The sequence below is a fragment of the Amycolatopsis echigonensis genome, from assembly GCF_002846615.1.
GTDB classification, from domain to species: Bacteria; Actinomycetota; Actinomycetes; order Mycobacteriales; family Pseudonocardiaceae; genus Amycolatopsis; species Amycolatopsis echigonensis.
Map to the genome: position 1 here is coordinate 8,130,125 of NZ_PJMY01000003.1, position 18,594 is coordinate 8,148,718.

Sequence of the window (18,594 nt, forward strand, 5' to 3'; positions counted from 1 at the left end):
TGTTGCCGACCCGTTTTCCCGGAGGTTCTCCGATGTCCATCGGCATTGGCCTGCCCGTCAGCGACCCCGCCGCCCTGCTCGAGTGGGCGCGGCGCGCGGACGCCGGCCCGTTCAGCACGCTCGGGCTGCTCGACCGGCTCGTCTACCACAATCCCGAACCGCTCACCGCGCTCGCCGTGCTGGCCGGCGCGACCACCCGCGTCCGGCTGCAGACCGAGGTCCTGCTCGCTCCGTTGCGCGAGACCGCGCTGCTCGCCAAACAGGCCGCCACGCTCGACCGGATGAGCGGCGGCCGGTTCGTGCTCGGCCTCGGCGTCGGCGGCCGCGAGGACGACCACCACGCCGCCGGGACCCCGCTGCGCGACCGCGGCCGCCGCTTCGACCAGCAGCTCGCCGACCTGCGCCGGCTCTGGTCGGGCGAACCGCACAGCGCCGAAGCGGGTCCGATCGGCCCGGCCCCGGCCCGCGAAGGCGGCCCGGAGATCCTGATCGGCGCGTTCAAGCCCAAGGCACTGGCCCGCGTCGCCCGCTGGGGCGACGGGCTGCTCGCCGCCGCTCCCCCGTCCTGGGCCGGCGGGCTGTTCGACACCGTGCGCCGCGACTGGCAGGAGCACGGCCGCGAAGGCAAGCCGCGGCTCGTCGCGCAGGTCAACGTCGCGCTCGGCCCGGATTCCGTCGCGGACGAAGCGAAAACAGCGATGCGGGCGTACTACGCGTTCACCGGAGCGGCGGAGCACATGGTGAGCGGGATGCTCACCACCGCCGACGACATCCGGGGCGCGATCCGCGCGTACCGCGACCTCGGCGCGGACGAGGTGATGCTGTACTGCTGGGGCAGCGATCCCGGCCAGGTCGACCGGCTCGCCGACCTCTGCGGAACAGCTGACAACTCCTGAACAGCACGGGAAGTAAGCTCGCGCTCATGCAGGCGTCGACGCTTCCCGGCGGATCTTCCGCGCCCCGTCCCGGAACCGCCCTCCTCCGGGGATGACCGGCGAGCCTTCCGAGCGAGCCTCCTGGCTCGCCGCGCACCCCCGGCGAAGCTTCCTGCTGGGGGCCGGTGCGGTGCTCGCCGGTTCCGGCGCGCTCGCCGCCGCGCTCTCCCGTCCCGCGCCCCCGGTGGCGCGGGACGGGTTCGGCGCGGACTGGCTTTTCGGGCCGTTCGTTCCCGGCAGCACCGATCCGGACTTCGACGACAGCGGGATGGCGCTGGTGTCGGTGCCGCACTGCGTCGTCCCGCTGTCCTGGCAGGACTGGGATCCGACGGACTGGCAGCAGGTCTGGGTGTACCGGCAGCATTTCCTCGCGCCCGCGCAGCTGCGCCGGAACCGGGTGTTCCTGCAGTTCGACGGGGTGCTCAGCGCGGCGACCGTGTATCTCAACGGCCGCCGCGTCGCCATGCGCAGCGGCGGTTACCTCCCGCTGCGCTGCGAGGTCACCGGCCTGCTGACCGAAAAGGACAACGTGCTCGCGGTGGTCGTCGACGGCCGGTGGCAGCAGAACACCCCGCCGGATCTGCCGGAATTCCCGCACCCGACGGCCATCGACTTCTATCAGCCGGCCGGGATGTACCGCGAAGTCCGGCTGACTGGCGTGCCCCAGACCTATCTGTCCGATGTGTACGCGCAGCAGGTCGCCGTGCTGACGCCGAACCGCGAGGTGCTGCTGCACTGCACGGTGGATTCGGCGAAGGCGGTCAAAGGCCCGGTCCGGCTCACCGCCACGCTCAGCCAGCACGGCGCCGAGATCGCGACCTCCTCCACCGACCTCACCGGGCTGCCGAAGGGCAACACCCAGGCCACTGTGTCGCTGCAGGGCCTCGAATCAGTGCAGCTGTGGGACCTGGACGATCCGGCTTTGTGCGACATCCTCGTCACGCTCGCGGTCGGCGGCCGGAAAGTGCACACCTACGCGGTGCGGACCGGGCTCCGAGACGCTCAGTTCACTGTGGACGGTTTCCGGCTGAACGGGCGGCCGCTGAAACTGTTCGGCCTCAACCGGCACCAGTGGTACCCGTTCGTCGGCGGCGCGATGCCGGACCGGGTGCAGCGCCGTGACGCTCAGCTGCTGAAAGAAGAGCTGAACTGCACGATGGTGCGCTGCTCGCATTATCCGCAGGCGACGGCGTTTCTCGACGCCTGCGACGAACTCGGCATCCTGGTGTGGGAGGAACTGCCGGGCTGGGACCACGTCGGCGACACGGCATGGCAGGAGCTGGCGGTGCGCGACGTGCACGACATGATCGTGCGCGACCGCAACCATCCGTCGATCATCGTGTGGGGCACCCGGGTGAACGAGACACTCGGCCAATACGCGCTGTACGGGAGAACGGACCAGCTCGCCGCGGAACTCGACCCGATGCGGCCGTGCACCGGCGCCGTCGCGGGCGAGCGCGGCTACGTTTCGCCGCTGTACCCGGTGAAAGCGGCAGGCGGGGTGTTCTCGTTCAACGACTACAGCCGTCCGCATCCGCCAGGTTCGCCGCCTCCGCTGCGCCCGCCGCGGCGCGGGATTCCGTACCTGGTCAGCGAAGCGATCGGCACCCTGGTCGGCTCCGCGTATTTCCGCCGGACGGATTCCCTTGCCGTGCAACGGGAACAGAGCATGCTGCACGCCTGGGTGCACGACCACGCCGCGTCCGATCCGCGCTACAGCGGCCTGCTCGGCTGGTGCGGTTTCGACTATCCCTCCGGCTGGTACCACCACTATCGCGGCGTGAAATACCCCGGCGTGATGGACTTCTTCCGCATCCCCAAACTGGGCGCGGCGTTCTACCGGGCGCAGCGCGATCCGTCTCGCGGCGCGGTGATCGAACCGGCTTTCTACTGGGATTTCGGCCCGGGCTCGCCGCCGGGCGGGCCAGGCCGCGACGCGATCGTCTGGTCGAACTGCGAGGAGCTCGTGGTGACGGTCGAGGGCAAGCGTCCGGTCACCGTGCAGCCGGACCGCGCGCGATTCCCGCACCTGGCGTATCCGCCGTTCTCGGTGGACCTGCGGGTGAACGGCCGGGCGCGCCCAGAGCTGACCATCGAAGGCAAGATCGGCGGGCAAACCGTGCTGCGCAGGCGATTCAGCGCGGATCCCGCGTACGACACGATCGCGGTGACCGCCGACGACGAGCAGATCGTCGCCGACGGTGCGGACACCACCCGGGTCGCGTTGCGCTCGCTCGACCGCTACGGCGCCCCGCGGCCGCATGCCCGCGGAGTGCTGGCCGTCTCGGTGCAGGGGCCGGGCGTGCTGATCGGCGATCCCTACCTCGATTTCGGCGCGCTCGGCGGCGCGGCCGCGGTGTGGATCCGGTCGATGCGCGGCACCCCCGGCACGATCACCGTGAGCGCCACGCATCCGTTCGTCAACACCGGAACCGCCACGATCGAGTCAGTCTGACGTCACCAGACGACCGGGACCCGCGAAACCCCTCCGGTGAGCCGGTTGGCCCGCACTTCCAGCTCGTCGACGGGCACGGCCAGCCGGAGGTTCGGGAAGCGGCGGAACAGCGTCGTGAACACGATGCACAGTTCCGTGCGCGCGAGGCTCGCGCCGATGCAGAAGTGGCCGCCGTGGCCGAAGGCGAGGTGGGAGTTGGGTTTGCGGTCCGCGTCGAACTCGTGCGCGTCCGCGAACACCGACGGGTCGCGGTTGGCCGACGCGGTCGAGATCATCACCGCGTCGCCGCGCGAGATGCGGACGCCGCCGATCTCGACGTCCTCGTGCGCGTACCGGAGCAGCCCGAGCCCGCCCGGCGCGGACATCCGCAGGATCTCCTCGACGGTGCCGTGCACGCGCCCTTCCGGGTCCGCGGCCAGCGCGTCGCGGCGGGAGAGGTCGGCGAGGAGGAACAGGACGCCGAGGTCGATCCGGTTCGACGTGGTCTCGTGGCCGGCGAACAGCAGCCCGGCGGCGAGCCTGCCGAGGTCGTCGTCGGTGAACGTCGGGTCCTCGGCCTGCGCGGCGACCAGATCCGACACCACGTCCTGGCCCGGGTTGGCGCGTTTCGCGTCGGCGAGGCCGGACATGTAGGCGGTGAACTCGGTCATCGCCGCCTCGGCGTCGCCGCCGCTGTCGAGCACGCCGATGCGGTCGGACAGGGCGCGGAACTTCTCGCGGTCGTCGTACGGGACGCCGAGGAGTTCGCAGATCACCAGCACCGGCAAGGGAAACGACAGGTGCTCGTGCAGATTCGCCGGCGAGCCCGCCGCTTCCATCCCGTCGAGGCACCGGTCGGCGAGTTCCTGGATCCGGCTGCCGAGCCGGCGCATCCGGTTCGCCGAGAACGCCGGGACCAGCAGGCGGCGCAGCCGGGCGTGTTCCCGGTCCTCGGTCTCGAAATCGCCCTGCGGCCCGTTCAGCACCGCGGCGTCGGAGACCGCCGAGGCGTCCTCGGGATGCGGGTGGGAGCGGCCGAACCGGTTGTCCGCGAACACTTCCCGCGCTTGGTCGTAGGAGGTGACGAGCCAGGCGGGGTCGCCCGCCGGGGTGGTCACCGGGACGATCGGGCCTTCGCGGCGCAGGACTTCGTACAGCGGCGCGATGTCCAGGACGTTCGGCCTCGCGAACGGCAGCTGGGCGGTGGTGGGCATCGAGGTCCTCTCTAGGGTAAGCCCGCTCGCGTGCGCAACGACGCGAGCCAGTCCTGTTCGTTTTCGGCGCGGCGCTTGACCTCCGCCAGCACGAGCCGGCTCCACGGATCGGGCTGCCCCGAGCCGAGCTTGGCCAGCCGGTCCCGCTGCGCCGCGACGGCGGCTTCGCGGGCGTCCAGCACCCGCAGCCGTTCCTCCGGGGTGAGCCTGCCGAATCCCGCCAGGCGCGCCAGGAACTCGGCCGGGTCGCCCGCGAGCTCCGGCGGCAGGTCGGCGAGCAGATCGTGCAGCAGTTCCCGTCCGACGTCGGTGATCGTGTACACGTGCCGCGGCGGCCGTCCCTCCTGCGGCTCGGCGGTCCGGGTCACCGCGCCCGCTTCGGCGAATCGCCGCAGCGCCGGGTAGAGCGAGTTGTTCGACAGCGTGCGGCCGGTGGATTCCTCGATCTGCTTGCGCAGTTCGTAGCCGTGCCGCGGTCCGTTGGCGAGCTTCGAGAGGAGGAGCACGTCGATCCACACATAGGTCACAGTAACCTAGGTTCCGGTAACCCGGCAACGGCCGAACGGCGGATGCCGGACCACGATCTCCGCCCGGTTTTTGTCGGTCCCTCCCGATACGGTCGCGTTCGACCGATCCGGAGGGGGATCTCGCATGGCTGACCACGTTCGCTACGGCCTGTACCTGCCGCCTTTCGGCCCGTTCGGGGATCCGGCGGTGCTCGTCGACCTCGCGGTCCGAGCCGAAGCCGCCGGCTGGGACGGCGTGTTCCTGTGGGACCACGTCGTGCCCGCCGCGGCGCCGATCGCCGATGCGTGGACCGCGCTGGCCGCGATCGCCCAGGCGACGAGCAAGGTGTTGCTGGGGCCGATGGTCACGCCGCCGAGCCGCCGCCGTCCGTGGGTCTTGGCCCGGCAGGCCGCGACTGTCGCGCGCCTGTCCCGCGGCCGGTTGATCCTGGGCACCGGCATCGGCTCCGACGAATCGGGCGACTTCAGCCGGTTCGGAGATCCGTCCTCGCCCGCCGAGTTGTCGTCGCGGACCGACGAGGCGCTGGAGGTCGTCCGCGCGATGTGGGCCGGGAAGGCCGTGCGGCACGAGGGGTCGCACTATCGCGTGAACCTGGAATCCGCTGATCCGGAGCCGTATCCCCTTCCGGTGTGGACTGCCTGCACGACCCGGCATGAACGGGTTCTGCGCCGTGCCGCGGGCAGCGACGGGATTTTCCCGAATCCAGGTCCTCAGCCGTTGCCGCCCGAGGCGTTGGCCGGCCTGGTCGCTCAAGTCCGGCCGACGGACTGCCCGTACGACGTCGCGGTGTCCGGAAATGCGAGCCCGGCCTGGGAGGAACCGGCCGCGGTGGATCTCGCGGCGCTCGCGGAGGCGGGGATGACGTGGTGGATGGAATCGCTGATCCACTTCGATCCGCTGGATCTTTCGCTGTCGGTCGTGGACGCCGGTCCGCCTCGGATCGGGAGTTAGGCGGGCCGGTGAAGTCGCGTGCGGCAGCAGAACTCACGGTTGCCGGGCAGCCACCGCCGGGGGTGCTGTCGGATCGCGGCATAGCCGAGCCCAGTGAGGTTCCTCAGCAATGCGCCGGTTCTCGCCTCTGCCGACGGGCCCGGCGCGACGCCGAAGGGCAGCGCCGTCTCAGCCGGTGCTCCGCAGCGGCCTGGCCAGCATCGCGACGGCGAAGCCTCGGCACCGCGCTACTGAGAAACCCCAATGCGCGTGCGCTGACCTCGATGCCAAACCTGGAAGAGTTCCCGTTGGCGGCGAAAAAGATCCGGTCGGCGCACCCAGTCATCACGAGCGCGGTGCGCAACAGATCTCCGCCATCCATCAGCAAGAATTCCGAGCCGCGATCGGATTGTTCTTTGCCTCCACCGTTTCCGGCGCACGCAGCAGCACGCTTCCCAGAGTTGCCTGACCGTTCAACCACTGCCCGCCTCGCCCGCGCGTCCGGCCTCCGGAGGCGGTCGTCCCCCTTCGGCGGCTTCCCTGAGCGGCCGAGGAGAGCTACGGTAGAGGGCGGTTGAGTCTCCAGCCACCGCGATTCGTCCCGCGCGCCGGGATGCCCGGTGCACGGCCGGTCCGGCATTCCGCAGCCCTGTGCGCGGCTCAGAGAGAGTGCCGTGATGACCGCCGCGCATACTGCCCGACTGCCCGCACTGCCCTCGTCGGACCCGACGGGGATGCTCCGGCTGCGTGTCCGCCACCCCGCCCCGGGGACCGCTGTCGTCGAGGTTTCCGGAGAGGTCGACCTCGCCACCGCGCCCCGGCTGGCCGAGGTTGTCGAGGCGAGGCTGCGCAGCACCGTCAGCCTCGTGATCGTCGACCTGCGCCGGACGACCTTCCTCGGCGTCGCGGGCCTGCGCGTCCTGATCCGGCTGAAACTGCTGGCCGCCGGAGCGGACAAGGATTTCTACGTCGACCCCGGCACCGCGCCCGCGGTCCGGCGGTTGTTCTCGCTGTTCCCCCTGGACTGCATCCGGTCCGGCGCCGCCGAGGGGCTCGCCGAGATCCCGCTGCCGCGGCCCGCGCAGAAGGCTTGACCGTCCACTGAGGACACCGCAGGCCGGGCGCGAAGAGCCCCGCGGCGGCGAACTGGCGCTGAAGCGAACGGCCCGGCAGCGGTCCGCGACCGCGTAAGCCAAACCGGCGGACCGGGCGTGCCCGTCACCCGCGCGAGCGCAGCCCGAGCGCGAACCGAGCGAGGCTCATCCCGGCATCAAGCGTCCGGGTCGCGGAAATCCTCCGGGCTCACGTCGTCCAGCAGGTCCCGGAAGCGGCGGATCTCGTCCTCGGTGGCCTCCGCCGGTTCGTCCAGGTCGGCAGCCGCGTCGAGCGCCGAGCCGAGGGCGGTTTCGTCGCCCGCCGCCACCGTCACGTCGACCGCCGCCTCGTCCAGCACCGCCTCCGCGACTTCCAGCGGAGCGTGGGTCCGCAGGCCGATCGCGATCGCGTCGCTCGGACGGGCCGAGACTCGCACGCCGCCGGACAGGACGAGGTCCGCGTGGAAGATGCTGTCCAGCAACTGGGTGATTTCCACCCGTTCCACGCGCTGGCCCAGCGCCGCCATCACCTCGATGATCAGTTCGACCGTCCCCGGCCGCGCCGACACGACGTGTTCCTGCGCGGCGGCCAGTTCCTGCGCTTCCGGCGCGCCGATGGTGATGGCGAGCCACCGGCGCGAGCCGGATTCCTCGCGCAGCAGCACGACCGGCGCCGACTCCTGCGCCACCACGGCCAGCCCCTGCACCCGCACCTGCACCATGGGGGTCACCCCGCTTCCGAAAAGGTTCTCCCTGCTGACTACCCAACCGCCGCCGGTTTGTCACGCGAAATCGCCGTCCGCATCACGCCGGATTCACTCCGGACGGCGCCGCGAACCAGCGGATACCGGCCGCAAACGTGCCGCTGCGCACACCGCCGGAATCCCGGCCGGAGGTGTCGATCGGGCCTCGCCTGGGTATGCGGGAGCCATGAACGACGAGGGACCCGGCGGCCGCGCCAGCGGCGGCATGCCAGCCGTGGACCGTTTGCTCGACGAGGTGATCGAGCTGCGGCTTCCGGCGGAGACCTACCAGATCCCGCTTGTCCGCATGCTCGCGCAGGCTGTCGCCGCGCGGGCCGATTACGGGCTCGACGCGATCGCCGACGCCAAAATGGCCGTCGACGAGGCGTGCGCCCAGGTCGTCTCCACGGCCGCCCCGGGGGCGGCGATGACCTGCCAGTTCACCGTTTCGCCCGACGGGATCCGGTTCAGCGTCCGGACCCGCACCCGGCAGCCGGAGCCGCCGAGCGAGCGAAGTTTCGGATGGCACGTGCTGACCACGCTGGCCGCGAACGTGTCGGCGCGCTGCGTGCCGGACCCCGCGGAGGACGGCTACGCGCTGACCCTCGACCTCGACCTGCATCGGGAGGCGAGCGGGTGAACCAGCAGCCCGTCACCCGCCACCGGGACGAATACGCGCACACCGCGCCGCTGTTCGAGGAGCTCGCCGCCCTGCCCGCCGACGACGAGCGGCGGCCGCGCCTGCGCGAACAGCTCGTCACCGAATTCCTGCCGGTCGCCGAGCACATCGCGACCCGGTTCACCGGACGCGGCGAACCCCGCGAGGACCTGGTCCAGGTCGCCCGGATCGGCCTGATCAACGCGATCGACCGGTTCACCCCCGACCGCGGCCCGGACTTTCTGTCCTTCGCCGTGCCGACGATCATGGGCGAGATCCGCCGCTACTTCCGCGACACGGGCTGGTCGGTCCGCGTCCCGCGGCGGCTCAAGGAACTGCATCTCGCGCTGAGCCGCGGTTCGGCGACCCTGTCGCAGTCGCTCGGCCGCGCGCCGACGCCCACCGAGCTCGCCGAGCACCTCGGCCTCGAACTCTCCGAGGTGCACGAAGGGCTGGTCGCGGGCCACGCGTACCAGACGTTGTCGGTGGACAAGCCGGTCCACGACGACGCCGAGCCGCTGCTGCTCGCCGACACGCTCGGCAGCGACGACCCGGAGATCGAGCACATCGAGAACCACGAGGCCCTGCAGCCGCTGCTGCGCGAACTGCCCAAACGGGAGCGCGCGATCCTGGTGATGCGGTTCTTCGGCGGCCTCACCCAGACGCAGATCGCCGAGCAGGTCGGGATTTCCCAGATGCACGTGTCCCGGCTGCTGTCGCAGACCCTCGAGCAGCTGCGCGACAAACTCACCGGCGACCCCTGAGCACGCCCGCGACGGGGGTCGCCCGACCGGGCCTGACCCCGTTGTCGCACCCCCGCGGATCTGCGACGATTCGGGCCCGTCCATCAGCTGAGGAGGGCCCGATGGCCTCGAAACTCAACCCGTACATCAGCTTCGCGGGCAACGCGCGGGAAGCGATGGAGTACTACCACGACCTGTTCGGCGGGAACCTCGCGCTGAACACCTACGGGGAGTCCGGCGCACCCGCGGAAGGGGGCAACGCGGACCAGATCATGCACGCGATGCTGGAGGGCGACCACGGGTTCACGCTCATGGCCTCCGACGTGCCGCCCGGCATGGAGCACAACCCGGGCACGAACATCTCGATCAGTCTCAGCGGCGACGACGGCGACCTGCTCCGCCGCTGCTGGGAAAAGCTGTCTGACGGCGGAACCGTGGCGGTTCCGCTGGAAAAGCAGATGTGGGGCGACGAATTCGGCGCCTGCACCGACCGGTTCGGCATCTCCTGGATGGTCAACATCGGCCAGCCCGGCTGAGCCGTTCCGGCGGCTGTCCACCTCCGCCTCGGCCTGCTCCCGGCCGGGTGGAGGCAGCCGTGCGACGAAAGGTCGAGCGGCCCGGCGTCGAACGCGATGCCGCCCGCGGCGGAGAGGACCACGTTCGCATCGCGTCGCGGTGTTCGCTGCGGCGGTGGTGGCGGTCCGTCCACGCCACCCGTGATATCCCGATGGAGGCGGGCGGCCCGGGCCGCCCGCCTCCATCGGGACCGGCCAGCACGATCGCCCCCCGTCCGTCAACGACCAGTTGACAGGCGGGGGGGAGGATTCGGACTCACGCTGGACGGGTTTTGAATTCGACGCCGCCTCCTGACTGTCCATTCAGGACGCTTTGCCGCCGAGAAGCTTCTGCAGCGCCGCGCCGTCGGGTGTTCCCAGCCCGGTGCACGCGTCCCATCCCGCCGCGGCCGAGTACGCGCCGTTGCTGCCTTCGGTGACGTCGCGGAATCCCGGCTGTGCCTTGCCCGCGCCGACCCCGGCGTACAGCTTGCTGTGCACCAGCCCGAATCCGCGCCCGGCCGACTGCGCCAGCCTGGCCAGCAACGCCGACCACAGCGGCGAAACCGCGCTCGTGCCGCCGACGACGATCTGCTGTCCGTCGACCAGAACCTGGTACCCCGTCGCCGGATCCGCGTTCCCCGCCACGTCGGGCACGCCTCGGCCGGGCTTTCCGTCCCCCGCCCGCGTCGGCACGCCCGCGGACTTCTGGTAGTCCGGCACCGGGAACGCGTCGCTCACCCCGCCGCCGGTCGCCCCGCCGCCGGCGGTGTTCCAGACTGTTTCGGAGTTCACTGTGGACGGTGGGGTGCCGTCGAGCTTGGTGCCGCCGCAGGCGAGCGCGTGCGGGCTCGACGCGGGGAAATCGACGTGCTGCGCCCCGTCGGTTTGCCCGTCGGCGCTGCCGTTGTCGCCGGACGCGCAGCACACCGTCACGCCGAGCGCGGCGGCGTCGGCGAACGCCTGGTCCATCGCGCTGCGGGCCTGCGGCGTCCACTGGTCCTCGGACTGGCCCCAGCTGATGCTGACCGCGACCGGGGTCGGCGACGCGTGCACCGCGGTGCTCACCGCGTCCAGGAAACCCTGGTCGGTGTTCGGCGCGAAGTACACGATTTGCGCGGCCCCGGGCGCGAGCGCGCCGATCACCTCGATGTCCAGCGCCACTTCCCCGTCCGCGGAATTCGGGTCGCCGGTCGGCGCGTTCTTGCCGCCGTCGACCCCGGCCGCGGTCACCTTCGGTTCGGTGATCTTCAAGCCGGAGAAGTACTTCGTGAGGTCCTCCGGCTTGTAGCCGCCGCCGAGTTCGATCACCGCGACGGTCTGCCCGGTGCCGTCGGTGCCGGCCGGGAACCCGTACAACTGCCCGACCTGATCCGGTGTGTACCCCTTCGCGGCGGCTTTCTTGTGCCGCCGGAACATCGCCCGCGCCTGCGGTCGTTCGTCGAGGCCGAGGACGGCGACCACGACGTCCCCGAGCTCAGCGGGCACCTGGAGTTCCCCGCTGCGCGCGGCGAATTCGCCGGTCTCGCCGTAGCGGACGCGGTTCAGTTCGGTCTTGAACGCGGCCGTCATCGCCCGCGCCGGGCCCCGGACCGAAACGCGGCGCGAGCCCGCGTGCGCGTCGGTGACGGTGAGCCCGGCGTCGGTGAGGACAGTGCGCACCAGGTCGAGATCGTCGGCGGACGCCCCGTAGCGGTCGGCGAATTCCTCGGGGGCGAGCGGCTCGCTCAGCGCGGCCACGTCCAGCTCGGCACGCCGCCGCAGCACGACGGTCGCGGTGACGGTGGCGTCCGCGTCGAGCGGGCCGAGCACCTCGGCCTCGGCGAGCGCGGGACGCAGACTTCCGGATAGGGGTACCCACTGTGAGTCTGTCATCACTCCATGGTCGTCCCCTGGAGACCGGAACACCACCGTCGTATCCCCCGTCCGGAGGCAGAACCTGTCCAGTTTTCTGTCGACCCGATGACCGGGATCGCGGCTGCCGCGCCGCGCGGAGGCGCGCACAGTGTCTCCATGAAACGGATCCTGACTCTGGGCACGGCCGCCGTGCTCGCGCTGGGCGCGGTCACCGCGTCGGGCAGCGCCGAGGGCGATCTGGCCGCGCACGGCTGGGTCGGCACGTGGGCGGCGTCGCCCGCGGCCGCGGTGGCGAACACGCCGCAGGGGTATCCGAACTACTCGATCCGCAATGTCGTGCACACCAGCGCCGGCGGAAATCAAGCCAGGGCAAGGCTTTCCAACACCTTCGGCACCGCGCCGCTCACCCTCGGCCACGTGACGCTGGCCGTCGCCGCGGACGGCCCGCGCGCGGCGAGCGGCACGATGCGCACGCTGACGTTCGGCGGACAGTCCACTGTGGTCGTTCCGCCGGGCGCCGAGGTGCTGAGCGACCCGGCGTGGCTGCGCGTTCCGGCGGACGCCGACCTCCTCGTGACCACCTACGTGCCGACGCCGTCCGGACCGGTGACCTACCATCCGCTCGCCCAGCAGACGTCGTACTTCACTCGCGCCGGTGATTTCGCGGGCGAGGAATCCGGCGCGTCGTTCACCGAGCAAACCGCGGTGTGGCACTACGTCAGCGAAGTCGACGTACGCGGGCCAGCACGAGGCATCGTCGTGACGCTCGGCGATTCGATCACCGACGGCGCACACTCCACTCCCGGCGCCAACCGGCGCTGGCCGGACCGGCTGAGCGACCGGCTGCACGGGCAGCTCGGCGTGCTCAACGCCGGGATCAGCGGCAACCGGCTGCTGCTCGACGGAGGCACCGCCGGCCGCAACGCGCTCGCCCGGCTCGCCGACGACGTGCTGACCAGCGGCGATGTCCGCACGCTGATCGTGCTGGAAGGCATCAACGACATCCAGCAGAACCCGCACCAGACCGACCCGGCGATGATCGTCTCCGCGCTGCGCCAGATCGTCGCGCAGGCCAAGGCACAAGGCATCCGGGTCATCGGCGGCACGCTGACGCCGTTCAAGGGCTGGAAGGTCTACGACCCGACGCTGGAGAAAACCCGCCAGGCGGTGAACTCCTTCATCCGGACCAGCGGGATCTACGACGGTGTCGTCGACTTCGACGCCGCCGTGCGCGATCCCGCCGACCCGCTCGCGATGCTCCCCGCCTACGACTCCGGCGACCACCTGCACCCGAACGACGCCGGATACCAGCGGATGGCCGACGCGGTGCCGCTCACTCTGCTGTGACCGGCACGAGCGGCTTGCGCGGGAACGCCAGCACGGCAAGGAGACTGAGCACGCCGACCCCCACCATGTACAGCGAGACGGACAACGAGGTCCCGGTCGAACTCTGCAGCGAGGCCGCGATCAGCGGGGCGAACCCGCCGCCCAGCACCGCGCCCACGGCGTAGGCGAACGACGATCCGCTGTAGCGGAACCGGGATTCGAACAGCTCCGAGAACAGCGCCGACTGCGGGCCGTACGTCGCGCCGAGGCCGATGTTCAGCACCACCACGGCGACGATCAGCAGCCACGGCTGTGCGGTGTCCACGAGCAGGAAGAACGGGATCGACCACACGACCAGCAGCATGGATCCCGCGAGATAGACCGGTTTCCGCCCGACCGAGTCCGACCAGATCGCCGCCGCGACGATGCTCGCGAGCCACACGACGCTGCCGACGATCACCACGACCAGCATCGTCGTGCTCGACAGCTTCAGCACCGAAGTGCCGTACGACAGCAGGTAAGCGAAGAAGATGTAGCCCAGCGCGGTGTTCGCGATGAAGCTGACCGCCGCGGCGAGCACCTGCTTCGGCCGCGCGCGCAGCACCTCCACGATCGGCAGCCGGCTGCGCGCGCCGGTGCTGCGCAGCTTCGCGAACACCGGGCTTTCCTCCACGCGCAACCGGATCACCAGCCCGACCCCCACCAGCACCAGGCTGACCAGGAACGGGATCCGCCAGCCCCACGACCGGAACTCGTCCGGCGACAGCGAACTGTTCACCAGGAAGAACACCAGCTGGGCGAGAATGAGCCCGGCCGGGACGCCGATCTGCGAGAACGATCCGTACCGGCCGCGTTTGCCTTCCGGCGCGTGCTCGACCGCCATCAGCGCCGCGCCGCCCCACTCGCCGCCCGCCGAAATCCCTTGCAGCACGCGGAGAACGACGAGCAGCACCGGGGCGATCACACCGGCCTGGCGGAAAGTCGGCAGCGCGCCGACGCCCGCGGTCGCGAGCCCCATCAGCACCAGGGAGGCGACCAGCATCGCCTTGCGCCCCACGCGGTCGCCGAAGTGGCCCCACACGATCCCGCCCAGCGGCCGCGCGACGAACCCGACGCCGAGCGTCGCGAACGCGGCGAGCGTGCCGGACGCCGGGGAGAGCGAAGGGAAGAAGAGCTTGTTGAAGACCAAGGCGGTCGCCGTGCTGTAGGCGAAGTAGTCGTACCACTCGATCGTCGTCCCGACCGCGCTGGCGAGCGCCACCCGCCGGATCCGCCCCGCCGTGTTCACTTCCTGCTCAAGCACCACTGCCGAGCCCCCTTCTCGTTCAGGCGCGTCATCTTGGCACGGCCACTCCCCTCCGGTCGACCACCGGAAGGCGGGTGCTTTGCCCGCCCTGCCGCAGGTCGGCGGTCTGCCCGGCGGCGGCGCCTGTCGCCGCGAAACTCGGTTCCCGCCGCGCCCGAGGGTGTGCGAGGGTCGGCCGGTGCCCGATTCCTCCCTTGCGCTGCTCCGCTGGCAGTTCGACCTGACGTGGTCGCTGTTCGACTACCACCTGGAGCAGCTCGAGCCCGACGATTTCCGCCGGGAGCCCGCCGCGCTGTGCTGGACGATGCACCGGGCCGAAGACGGAACGTGGACGCCGGACTGGGCCGAGCGCGAGCCCGATCCCGTTCCGGTGCCGACTATCGCCTGGCTGAGCTGGCACCTCGGCTGGTGGTGGAGCGTCGCCCTCGACCAGGTTCGCGGTCGGGAACCGCGGGAACGGAACGACATCGCCTGGCCGGGCCCCGGCGAGCCGGCCGTCGCGTGGCTCCGCGGCCTGCGCGCGGACTGGCTCGCCGCACTGGACCGGCTCACCGACGCCGACCTGGCTTCCGCCGTTCCGTTCCGGTCCGAAGACGACCCCCGGCGCACCCTCGGACACCTGATCGCCTGGGCGAACGCGGAGCTGATGAAGAACGTCGCGGAGATCGGCCAGCTCCGCCTCCAGCGAGCCGCGCGCTGAGGAAACGGCTAGCCCGCCTTGGCGATCAACTCGTCCGCGACCCACCGCGCGGCCCCGGCCGGATACGGCGCAGGAAGGCCGAGCACGACGTGGCTGAACCCGCCTTCGAGCGCCTGCCCGATCGCCGTCCGGGTGAGAGCGGGCTGGTCGTAGGACACCGGCAGATGGATCGAGCGCGTGATCTCCGCCGGGTCGCGGCCGATTTCCGCGCAGTACTCGTCCAGCATCGCGCTGCGCTCGACGACGTCCGCGATGTCCCCGCCGGGGATGTTCCAGACGTCGGCGTGCTCGGCGACCACGCGCAGCGTCGCGCGGGCCCGGCCGCCGATCACGAACGGCGGATGCGGGCGCTGCACCGGCTTCGGGTTGCCGAACGCACCGGTGAGCTGGATGTGCTCGCCGGCGAAATCGAACGGCTTGTCCTCGGTCCACAGCTTCCGGATCACCGTGCACGCTTCGGCGAACCGGCCGACCGCGTCGGCGGTCTCCAGATACGGCAGGCCGTGCGCCTCGTACTCCCGGCGGGCGATCGGGTGGCTTGGCCGGGAGCCGACGCCGATGCCGAAGTCGAGCCGTCCGCCGGACACGACGTCGACGGTCGCGGCGATCTTCGCCAGCATCGCCGGCGGGCGGAACCGGTTGCTGGTCACCAGAAGCCCCAGCCGGAGCCGTTCGGTCTGCGCGGCCATCGCCGCAAGCAGCGTCCAGCCTTCGAAAATCGGCCCGTCCAGTTCTCCGGCGATGGGCAGGAGATGGTCGAACAGCCAAGCGTGCTCGATGGCGGGGACGGTGTCCGCCTCGCGCCAGACCTCCCGCAGCGAGGCGTACGTAGTCTGCATCGGCGCGGTCATGATGCCGAACCGAGGTCTCTCGGTCATCGGGGGAAGTCCTCTCACTCGTGGGATTCGACGCGGCCGAGCGGGCTGTCGGGGATCCCCGCCCAGCTGTCGTCGCCAGGGATGAGCGCGCTGCGGAGATACGCCGTGGTCAGCCGCTGCTGAAGGGCCACACGTTCGGGGCTTTCGTCGGTGGTCTCCGTGACGCCGTAGCCGGTGATGCCGCCGAGCGAATGCTCCGCGCCGAAGAGCGTCAGCAGGCTCTTCTCCCCCGGGCTGAGCCGGTACGCGTCGGTGAACCAGTCCGGGCCGCGCACCGACAGGGCCGAATCGTCCTGGTCCCCGGCGATGAAGAGCGCGGGTGCCTTCAGGCCGTCGAAATTCGGGCTCATGAACGGGAAATGCTCGGCAGCGAACGGCGACAGGTCCGCGCCGCCGATGCCGGTGAGGGCGAACAGAACCCCGGCGGACACTCGCGAATCGGTCAGATCCTCGCCGAGGCTGCCGTCCGCCTCGACGACGCGCGCGCCCAGCAGCATGCTCGCCGACTGCGCACCCCAGGAGTGCCCGGCGACGGCGATCCGGCTGTGGTCGACGCGCCCGCTCAGCCCGGGCAGAGCCGCTTCGGCGGTGTCGAGCTGGTCGATGACGTGCCGGAGGTCCTCGACCCGCAAGCGCCAGATGTTCGGCGTGCGCGGGTCTTCCGCGGGCAGTGCGCGGGTCCGCGAATCGAGGTGAGTCGGTTGCACGACAACGAATCCGTGCGCGGCCCAGTAGTCGACGAGCGGGGCGTAACCGTCCAGGGAAGAGCTGAAACCGTGGGAGAAAACGATCACCGGGAGGTCCTGTCCGGTGGCCGGGGCGGACACGCGCACCGGCAGGTCCTCGCCGCGGCCCGGCGCGTCGAGCCGCACCGGTTTCACCGAGACGACCGGAGCCGCGGGCTGTACTGCGGACATGGGGAATACCTTCTTTCGCCGTCCGGGCAGGAGGGTGTGGTGGCCGACGGCCCGGTCTGGCATCATGAGCAAACGGAACGTTGCTCCGGTAACTATACGGAACATGGTTCCGCTTGTCTACCGGCGGCACGCGGAGGGAGTGGCACGTGGGTGAGAACGCGGGGGCCCGCACGAAACGGGCGGACGCCCGGCGCAACGAGAAAACGCTGCTCGACGCGGCGGCGGCGGTGTTCGTCGCGTCCGGAGTGGACGCGCCGGTGCGCGACATCGCGGCCAAGGCCGGCGTCGGCGTCGGCACGATCTACCGGCACTTCCCCACCCGCGCGGACCTGATCATCGCGGTGTACCGGCACCAGGTCGAAGCGTGCGCCGACGCGGGACCGAAACTGCTCGCGGAGAACGAGTCCCCGCACGCCGCGCTCGCGCAGTGGATCGACCTGTTCGTCGACTTCCTCGTCACGAAACACGGGCTGGCCGGGATCATGCAGTCCGACCACAGCGGGTTCGAGGCGCTGCACGGGTACTTCCTCACCCGGCTCGTCCCGGTGTGCACCGAACTGCTCGACGCCGCCGAGAAGGCCGGGGAAATCCACACCGACCTGGAGGCCATCCACCTGATGCGCGGCGTCGGAAACCTGTGCATCGGCGCGGAAGCCGACGACAGTTACGACGCGCGCCGGCTGGCCGCGCTGCTGATCACCGGGCTGCGGCAGACCGGCTGAGTTCTCGGACGGGTCTCCGTGAGCGCGCGGCGGTCAGCCCGTCACCGCTCCGGAACCTCGACCTCGTCCGGACGCCGTTCCGGCCGCAACCCCCGCCACGCCGTATGCCGCAGGCGCCCGTCCCCCGGGGTCAGGCGGCGGTACACGACCTCGCCGACCACCTTCGGGTCCAGCCAATGCGCGCCGCGCGCCCGGTCCCGCGGCACCGGCTCGGCGAACGGGCTTGTCTTGCGCTCCAAGGGAACGAGCTGCGCCTGAAGGTCTTTGAGCATCGCGTCAGTGAAGCCGGTGCCGACGTCGCCGAGGTACCGCAGCTCCCCCGACTCCGGGTCGTGCGCGCCGAGCAGCAGCGCGCCGATCGTGCCCTCGCGCCGGCCCTGGCCCGCGCGCCAGCCTCCGAGCACCACCTCGGTCGTCTGCACGAGCGGATGCTTGAGCCATTCCGGACTGCGCCGTCCCGGGTGATACCGCGACGTGCGGGCCTTCACCATCAAGCCTTCGAGCATCATTTTCCGCGCGACGTCCAGCAGACCGGCCGGGGTCAGCCCGTCTTCGGCGAGGTCGCCGTGCCGGTACCAGGGCGTGATCGCGACCAGTTTCCGGTCCGGCGGTTCGATCTCGGCGAGCATCTCGCGGCGTTCCTCGTACGGCGCGTCGAGCAGGCTTTCCCCGCCCAGGCTCAGGAGGTCGAAAGCGAAGTACGCGACCGCTTTCCAGGTGCGGTTCTGCAGGAGCCCGAAGTCGGGGCGGCCGTGCTCGTCCAGGGCGACGATCTCGCCGTCCAGTACCGCCGGGCGTCCCCCGAGCGCGTCGCCGAGCGCGCCGGACAGCTGCGGGAACCTGGTGGTGAAGTCGTTGTCGTTGCGGCTGGTCAGCAACGTGCTCCCGTCGGGTGCGACGCGCATGGTCGCCCGGTAACCGTCCCATTTGAACTCGTAGGCGTACGCCGGGGAGTCGCGCAGCTTGCCGCCGTCGGGCGACGCCAGCATCGGCTCGATCGCGGGCGGCATGCCACCGGCCAGTTCGGACATTCGGGCACCTCCGCGCACCACCGT

18 protein-coding genes are annotated in these 18,594 nt (G+C 71.0%); 10 read left to right on the forward strand and 8 right to left on the reverse strand.

The window, feature by feature from the left end; translation table 11 throughout:
• Nucleotides 1-32: 32 nt before the first annotated feature.
• Both ATK30_RS43410 and ATK30_RS43415 read left to right on the forward strand, forming a co-directional pair.
• Entirely contained in the window at nt 33-896 is an 864-nt protein-coding gene (locus ATK30_RS43410) for an LLM class flavin-dependent oxidoreductase (RefSeq protein WP_101440463.1), read from the forward strand.
• A gap of 91 nt (nt 897-987) precedes the next feature.
• Nucleotides 988-3,390 carry a glycoside hydrolase family 2 protein gene (locus tag ATK30_RS43415; protein ID WP_101440464.1) on the forward strand — a complete coding sequence of 801 codons (2,403 nt, stop codon included), beginning with the start codon at nt 988-990 and terminating at the stop codon, nt 3,388-3,390.
• Between the two features lie 2 nt (nt 3,391-3,392).
• Here the strand turns inward: ATK30_RS43415 and ATK30_RS43420 are convergent, their stop codons facing one another.
• Together ATK30_RS43420 and ATK30_RS43425 are read right to left on the reverse strand one after the other, a co-directional pair.
• Nucleotides 3,393-4,583 (reverse strand): cytochrome P450, encoded by a 1,191-nt coding sequence (locus tag ATK30_RS43420; protein WP_101440465.1) that lies wholly within the window; start codon nt 4,581-4,583, stop codon nt 3,393-3,395.
• 11 nt (nt 4,584-4,594) lie between these two features.
• Nucleotides 4,595-5,110 (reverse strand): PadR family transcriptional regulator, encoded by a 516-nt coding sequence (locus ATK30_RS43425; RefSeq protein WP_101440466.1) that lies wholly within the window; start codon nt 5,108-5,110, stop codon nt 4,595-4,597.
• A gap of 124 nt (nt 5,111-5,234) precedes the next feature.
• Here ATK30_RS43425 and ATK30_RS43430 point away from each other — a divergent pair, with 124 nt between their 5' ends.
• Together ATK30_RS43430 and ATK30_RS43435 are read left to right on the forward strand one after the other, a co-directional pair.
• The gene (locus ATK30_RS43430) at nt 5,235-6,062 is read left to right on the forward strand and encodes an LLM class flavin-dependent oxidoreductase (RefSeq protein WP_101440467.1); all 828 of its coding nucleotides are present in this window, start codon (nt 5,235-5,237) and stop codon (nt 6,060-6,062) included.
• Between the two features lie 656 nt (nt 6,063-6,718).
• On the forward strand, nt 6,719-7,135 hold the full coding sequence (locus tag ATK30_RS43435; protein WP_244194903.1) for an STAS domain-containing protein: 417 nt from the start codon (nt 6,719-6,721) through the stop codon (nt 7,133-7,135).
• Nucleotides 7,136-7,311: 176 nt separating this feature from the next.
• On the opposite strand, the gene ATK30_RS43440 is transcribed toward ATK30_RS43435, so the two are convergent.
• The gene (locus tag ATK30_RS43440; protein ID WP_101440469.1) at nt 7,312-7,857 is read right to left on the reverse strand and encodes a bifunctional nuclease family protein; all 546 of its coding nucleotides are present in this window, start codon (nt 7,855-7,857) and stop codon (nt 7,312-7,314) included.
• A 208-nt stretch (nt 7,858-8,065) separates the two neighbouring features.
• Here ATK30_RS43440 and ATK30_RS43445 point away from each other — a divergent pair, with 208 nt between their 5' ends.
• The 3 genes from ATK30_RS43445 (at nt 8,066) to ATK30_RS43455 (ending at nt 9,815) form a co-directional block, all read left to right on the forward strand.
• Entirely contained in the window at nt 8,066-8,518 is a 453-nt protein-coding gene (locus ATK30_RS43445; RefSeq protein WP_167442101.1) for an ATP-binding protein, read from the forward strand.
• Entirely contained in the window at nt 8,515-9,300 is a 786-nt protein-coding gene (locus tag ATK30_RS43450) for a SigB/SigF/SigG family RNA polymerase sigma factor (protein ID WP_101440470.1), read from the forward strand. The genes ATK30_RS43445 and ATK30_RS43450 overlap by 4 nt, the downstream gene beginning before the upstream one ends.
• A 101-nt stretch (nt 9,301-9,401) precedes the next feature.
• Nucleotides 9,402-9,815, forward strand: a complete 414-nt coding sequence (locus tag ATK30_RS43455) for a VOC family protein (RefSeq protein ID WP_101440471.1) — start codon at nt 9,402-9,404, stop codon at nt 9,813-9,815.
• A gap of 342 nt (nt 9,816-10,157) precedes the next feature.
• Here ATK30_RS43455 and ATK30_RS43460 read toward each other — a convergent pair whose 3' ends face one another.
• The gene (locus ATK30_RS43460; RefSeq protein ID WP_167442102.1) at nt 10,158-11,708 is read right to left on the reverse strand and encodes a S53 family peptidase; all 1,551 of its coding nucleotides are present in this window, start codon (nt 11,706-11,708) and stop codon (nt 10,158-10,160) included.
• A 138-nt stretch (nt 11,709-11,846) separates the two neighbouring features.
• Here ATK30_RS43460 and ATK30_RS43465 point away from each other — a divergent pair, with 138 nt between their 5' ends.
• The gene (locus ATK30_RS43465; RefSeq protein ID WP_101441383.1) at nt 11,847-13,037 is read left to right on the forward strand and encodes an SGNH/GDSL hydrolase family protein; all 1,191 of its coding nucleotides are present in this window, start codon (nt 11,847-11,849) and stop codon (nt 13,035-13,037) included.
• Here the strand turns inward: ATK30_RS43465 and ATK30_RS43470 are convergent.
• Nucleotides 13,024-14,322, reverse strand: coding sequence for an MFS transporter (locus ATK30_RS43470; RefSeq protein ID WP_167442103.1), 1,299 nt, complete (start codon nt 14,320-14,322; stop codon nt 13,024-13,026). The two genes, ATK30_RS43465 and ATK30_RS43470, sit on opposite strands and share 14 nt — an antisense overlap.
• A 178-nt stretch (nt 14,323-14,500) precedes the next feature.
• On the opposite strand from ATK30_RS43470, the gene ATK30_RS43475 reads away from it, so the two are divergent.
• Complete coding sequence (locus tag ATK30_RS43475) at nt 14,501-15,022, forward strand: DinB family protein (RefSeq protein WP_244194904.1); 522 nt, start codon at nt 14,501-14,503, stop codon at nt 15,020-15,022.
• 8 nt (nt 15,023-15,030) lie between these two features.
• Here ATK30_RS43475 and ATK30_RS43480 read toward each other — a convergent pair whose 3' ends face one another.
• Together ATK30_RS43480 and ATK30_RS43485 are read right to left on the reverse strand one after the other, a co-directional pair.
• Nucleotides 15,031-15,900, reverse strand: coding sequence for an LLM class flavin-dependent oxidoreductase (locus ATK30_RS43480; RefSeq protein ID WP_101440473.1), 870 nt, complete (start codon nt 15,898-15,900; stop codon nt 15,031-15,033).
• Between the two features lie 14 nt (nt 15,901-15,914).
• On the reverse strand, nt 15,915-16,817 hold the full coding sequence (locus ATK30_RS43485; RefSeq protein ID WP_101440474.1) for an alpha/beta hydrolase family protein: 903 nt from the start codon (nt 16,815-16,817) through the stop codon (nt 15,915-15,917).
• 146 nt (nt 16,818-16,963) lie between these two features.
• Here ATK30_RS43485 and ATK30_RS43490 point away from each other — a divergent pair, with 146 nt between their 5' ends.
• Nucleotides 16,964-17,539, forward strand: coding sequence for a TetR/AcrR family transcriptional regulator (locus ATK30_RS43490; protein ID WP_101440475.1), 576 nt, complete (start codon nt 16,964-16,966; stop codon nt 17,537-17,539).
• A 41-nt stretch (nt 17,540-17,580) separates the two neighbouring features.
• Here ATK30_RS43490 and ligD read toward each other — a convergent pair whose 3' ends face one another.
• Nucleotides 17,581-18,570 carry a non-homologous end-joining DNA ligase gene (ligD, locus tag ATK30_RS43495; RefSeq protein ID WP_101440476.1) on the reverse strand — a complete coding sequence of 330 codons (990 nt, stop codon included), beginning with the start codon at nt 18,568-18,570 and terminating at the stop codon, nt 17,581-17,583.
• Nucleotides 18,571-18,594: the final 24 nt, after the last annotated feature.

Coding starts and splice junctions, on each gene's coding strand:
- ATK30_RS43410 (WP_101440463.1), top strand. CDS start 33: ATGTCCATCGGCATTGGCCTGCCCGTCAGCGACCCCGCCGCCCTGCTC.
- ATK30_RS43415 (WP_101440464.1), top strand. CDS start 988: ATGACCGGCGAGCCTTCCGAGCGAGCCTCCTGGCTCGCCGCGCACCCC.
- ATK30_RS43420 (WP_101440465.1), bottom strand. CDS start 4,583: ATGCCCACCACCGCCCAGCTGCCGTTCGCGAGGCCGAACGTCCTGGAC.
- ATK30_RS43430 (WP_101440467.1), top strand. CDS start 5,235: ATGGCTGACCACGTTCGCTACGGCCTGTACCTGCCGCCTTTCGGCCCG.
- ATK30_RS43435 (WP_244194903.1), top strand. CDS start 6,719: ATGACCGCCGCGCATACTGCCCGACTGCCCGCACTGCCCTCGTCGGAC.
- ATK30_RS43440 (WP_101440469.1), bottom strand. CDS start 7,857: ATGGTGCAGGTGCGGGTGCAGGGGCTGGCCGTGGTGGCGCAGGAGTCG.
- ATK30_RS43445 (WP_167442101.1), top strand. CDS start 8,066: ATGAACGACGAGGGACCCGGCGGCCGCGCCAGCGGCGGCATGCCAGCC.
- ATK30_RS43455 (WP_101440471.1), top strand. CDS start 9,402: ATGGCCTCGAAACTCAACCCGTACATCAGCTTCGCGGGCAACGCGCGG.
- ATK30_RS43460 (WP_167442102.1), bottom strand. CDS start 11,708: ATGACAGACTCACAGTGGGTACCCCTATCCGGAAGTCTGCGTCCCGCG.
- ATK30_RS43465 (WP_101441383.1), top strand. CDS start 11,847: ATGAAACGGATCCTGACTCTGGGCACGGCCGCCGTGCTCGCGCTGGGC.
- ATK30_RS43480 (WP_101440473.1), bottom strand. CDS start 15,900: ATGACCGAGAGACCTCGGTTCGGCATCATGACCGCGCCGATGCAGACT.
- ATK30_RS43485 (WP_101440474.1), bottom strand. CDS start 16,817: ATGTCCGCAGTACAGCCCGCGGCTCCGGTCGTCTCGGTGAAACCGGTG.
- ligD (WP_101440476.1), bottom strand. CDS start 18,570: ATGTCCGAACTGGCCGGTGGCATGCCGCCCGCGATCGAGCCGATGCTG.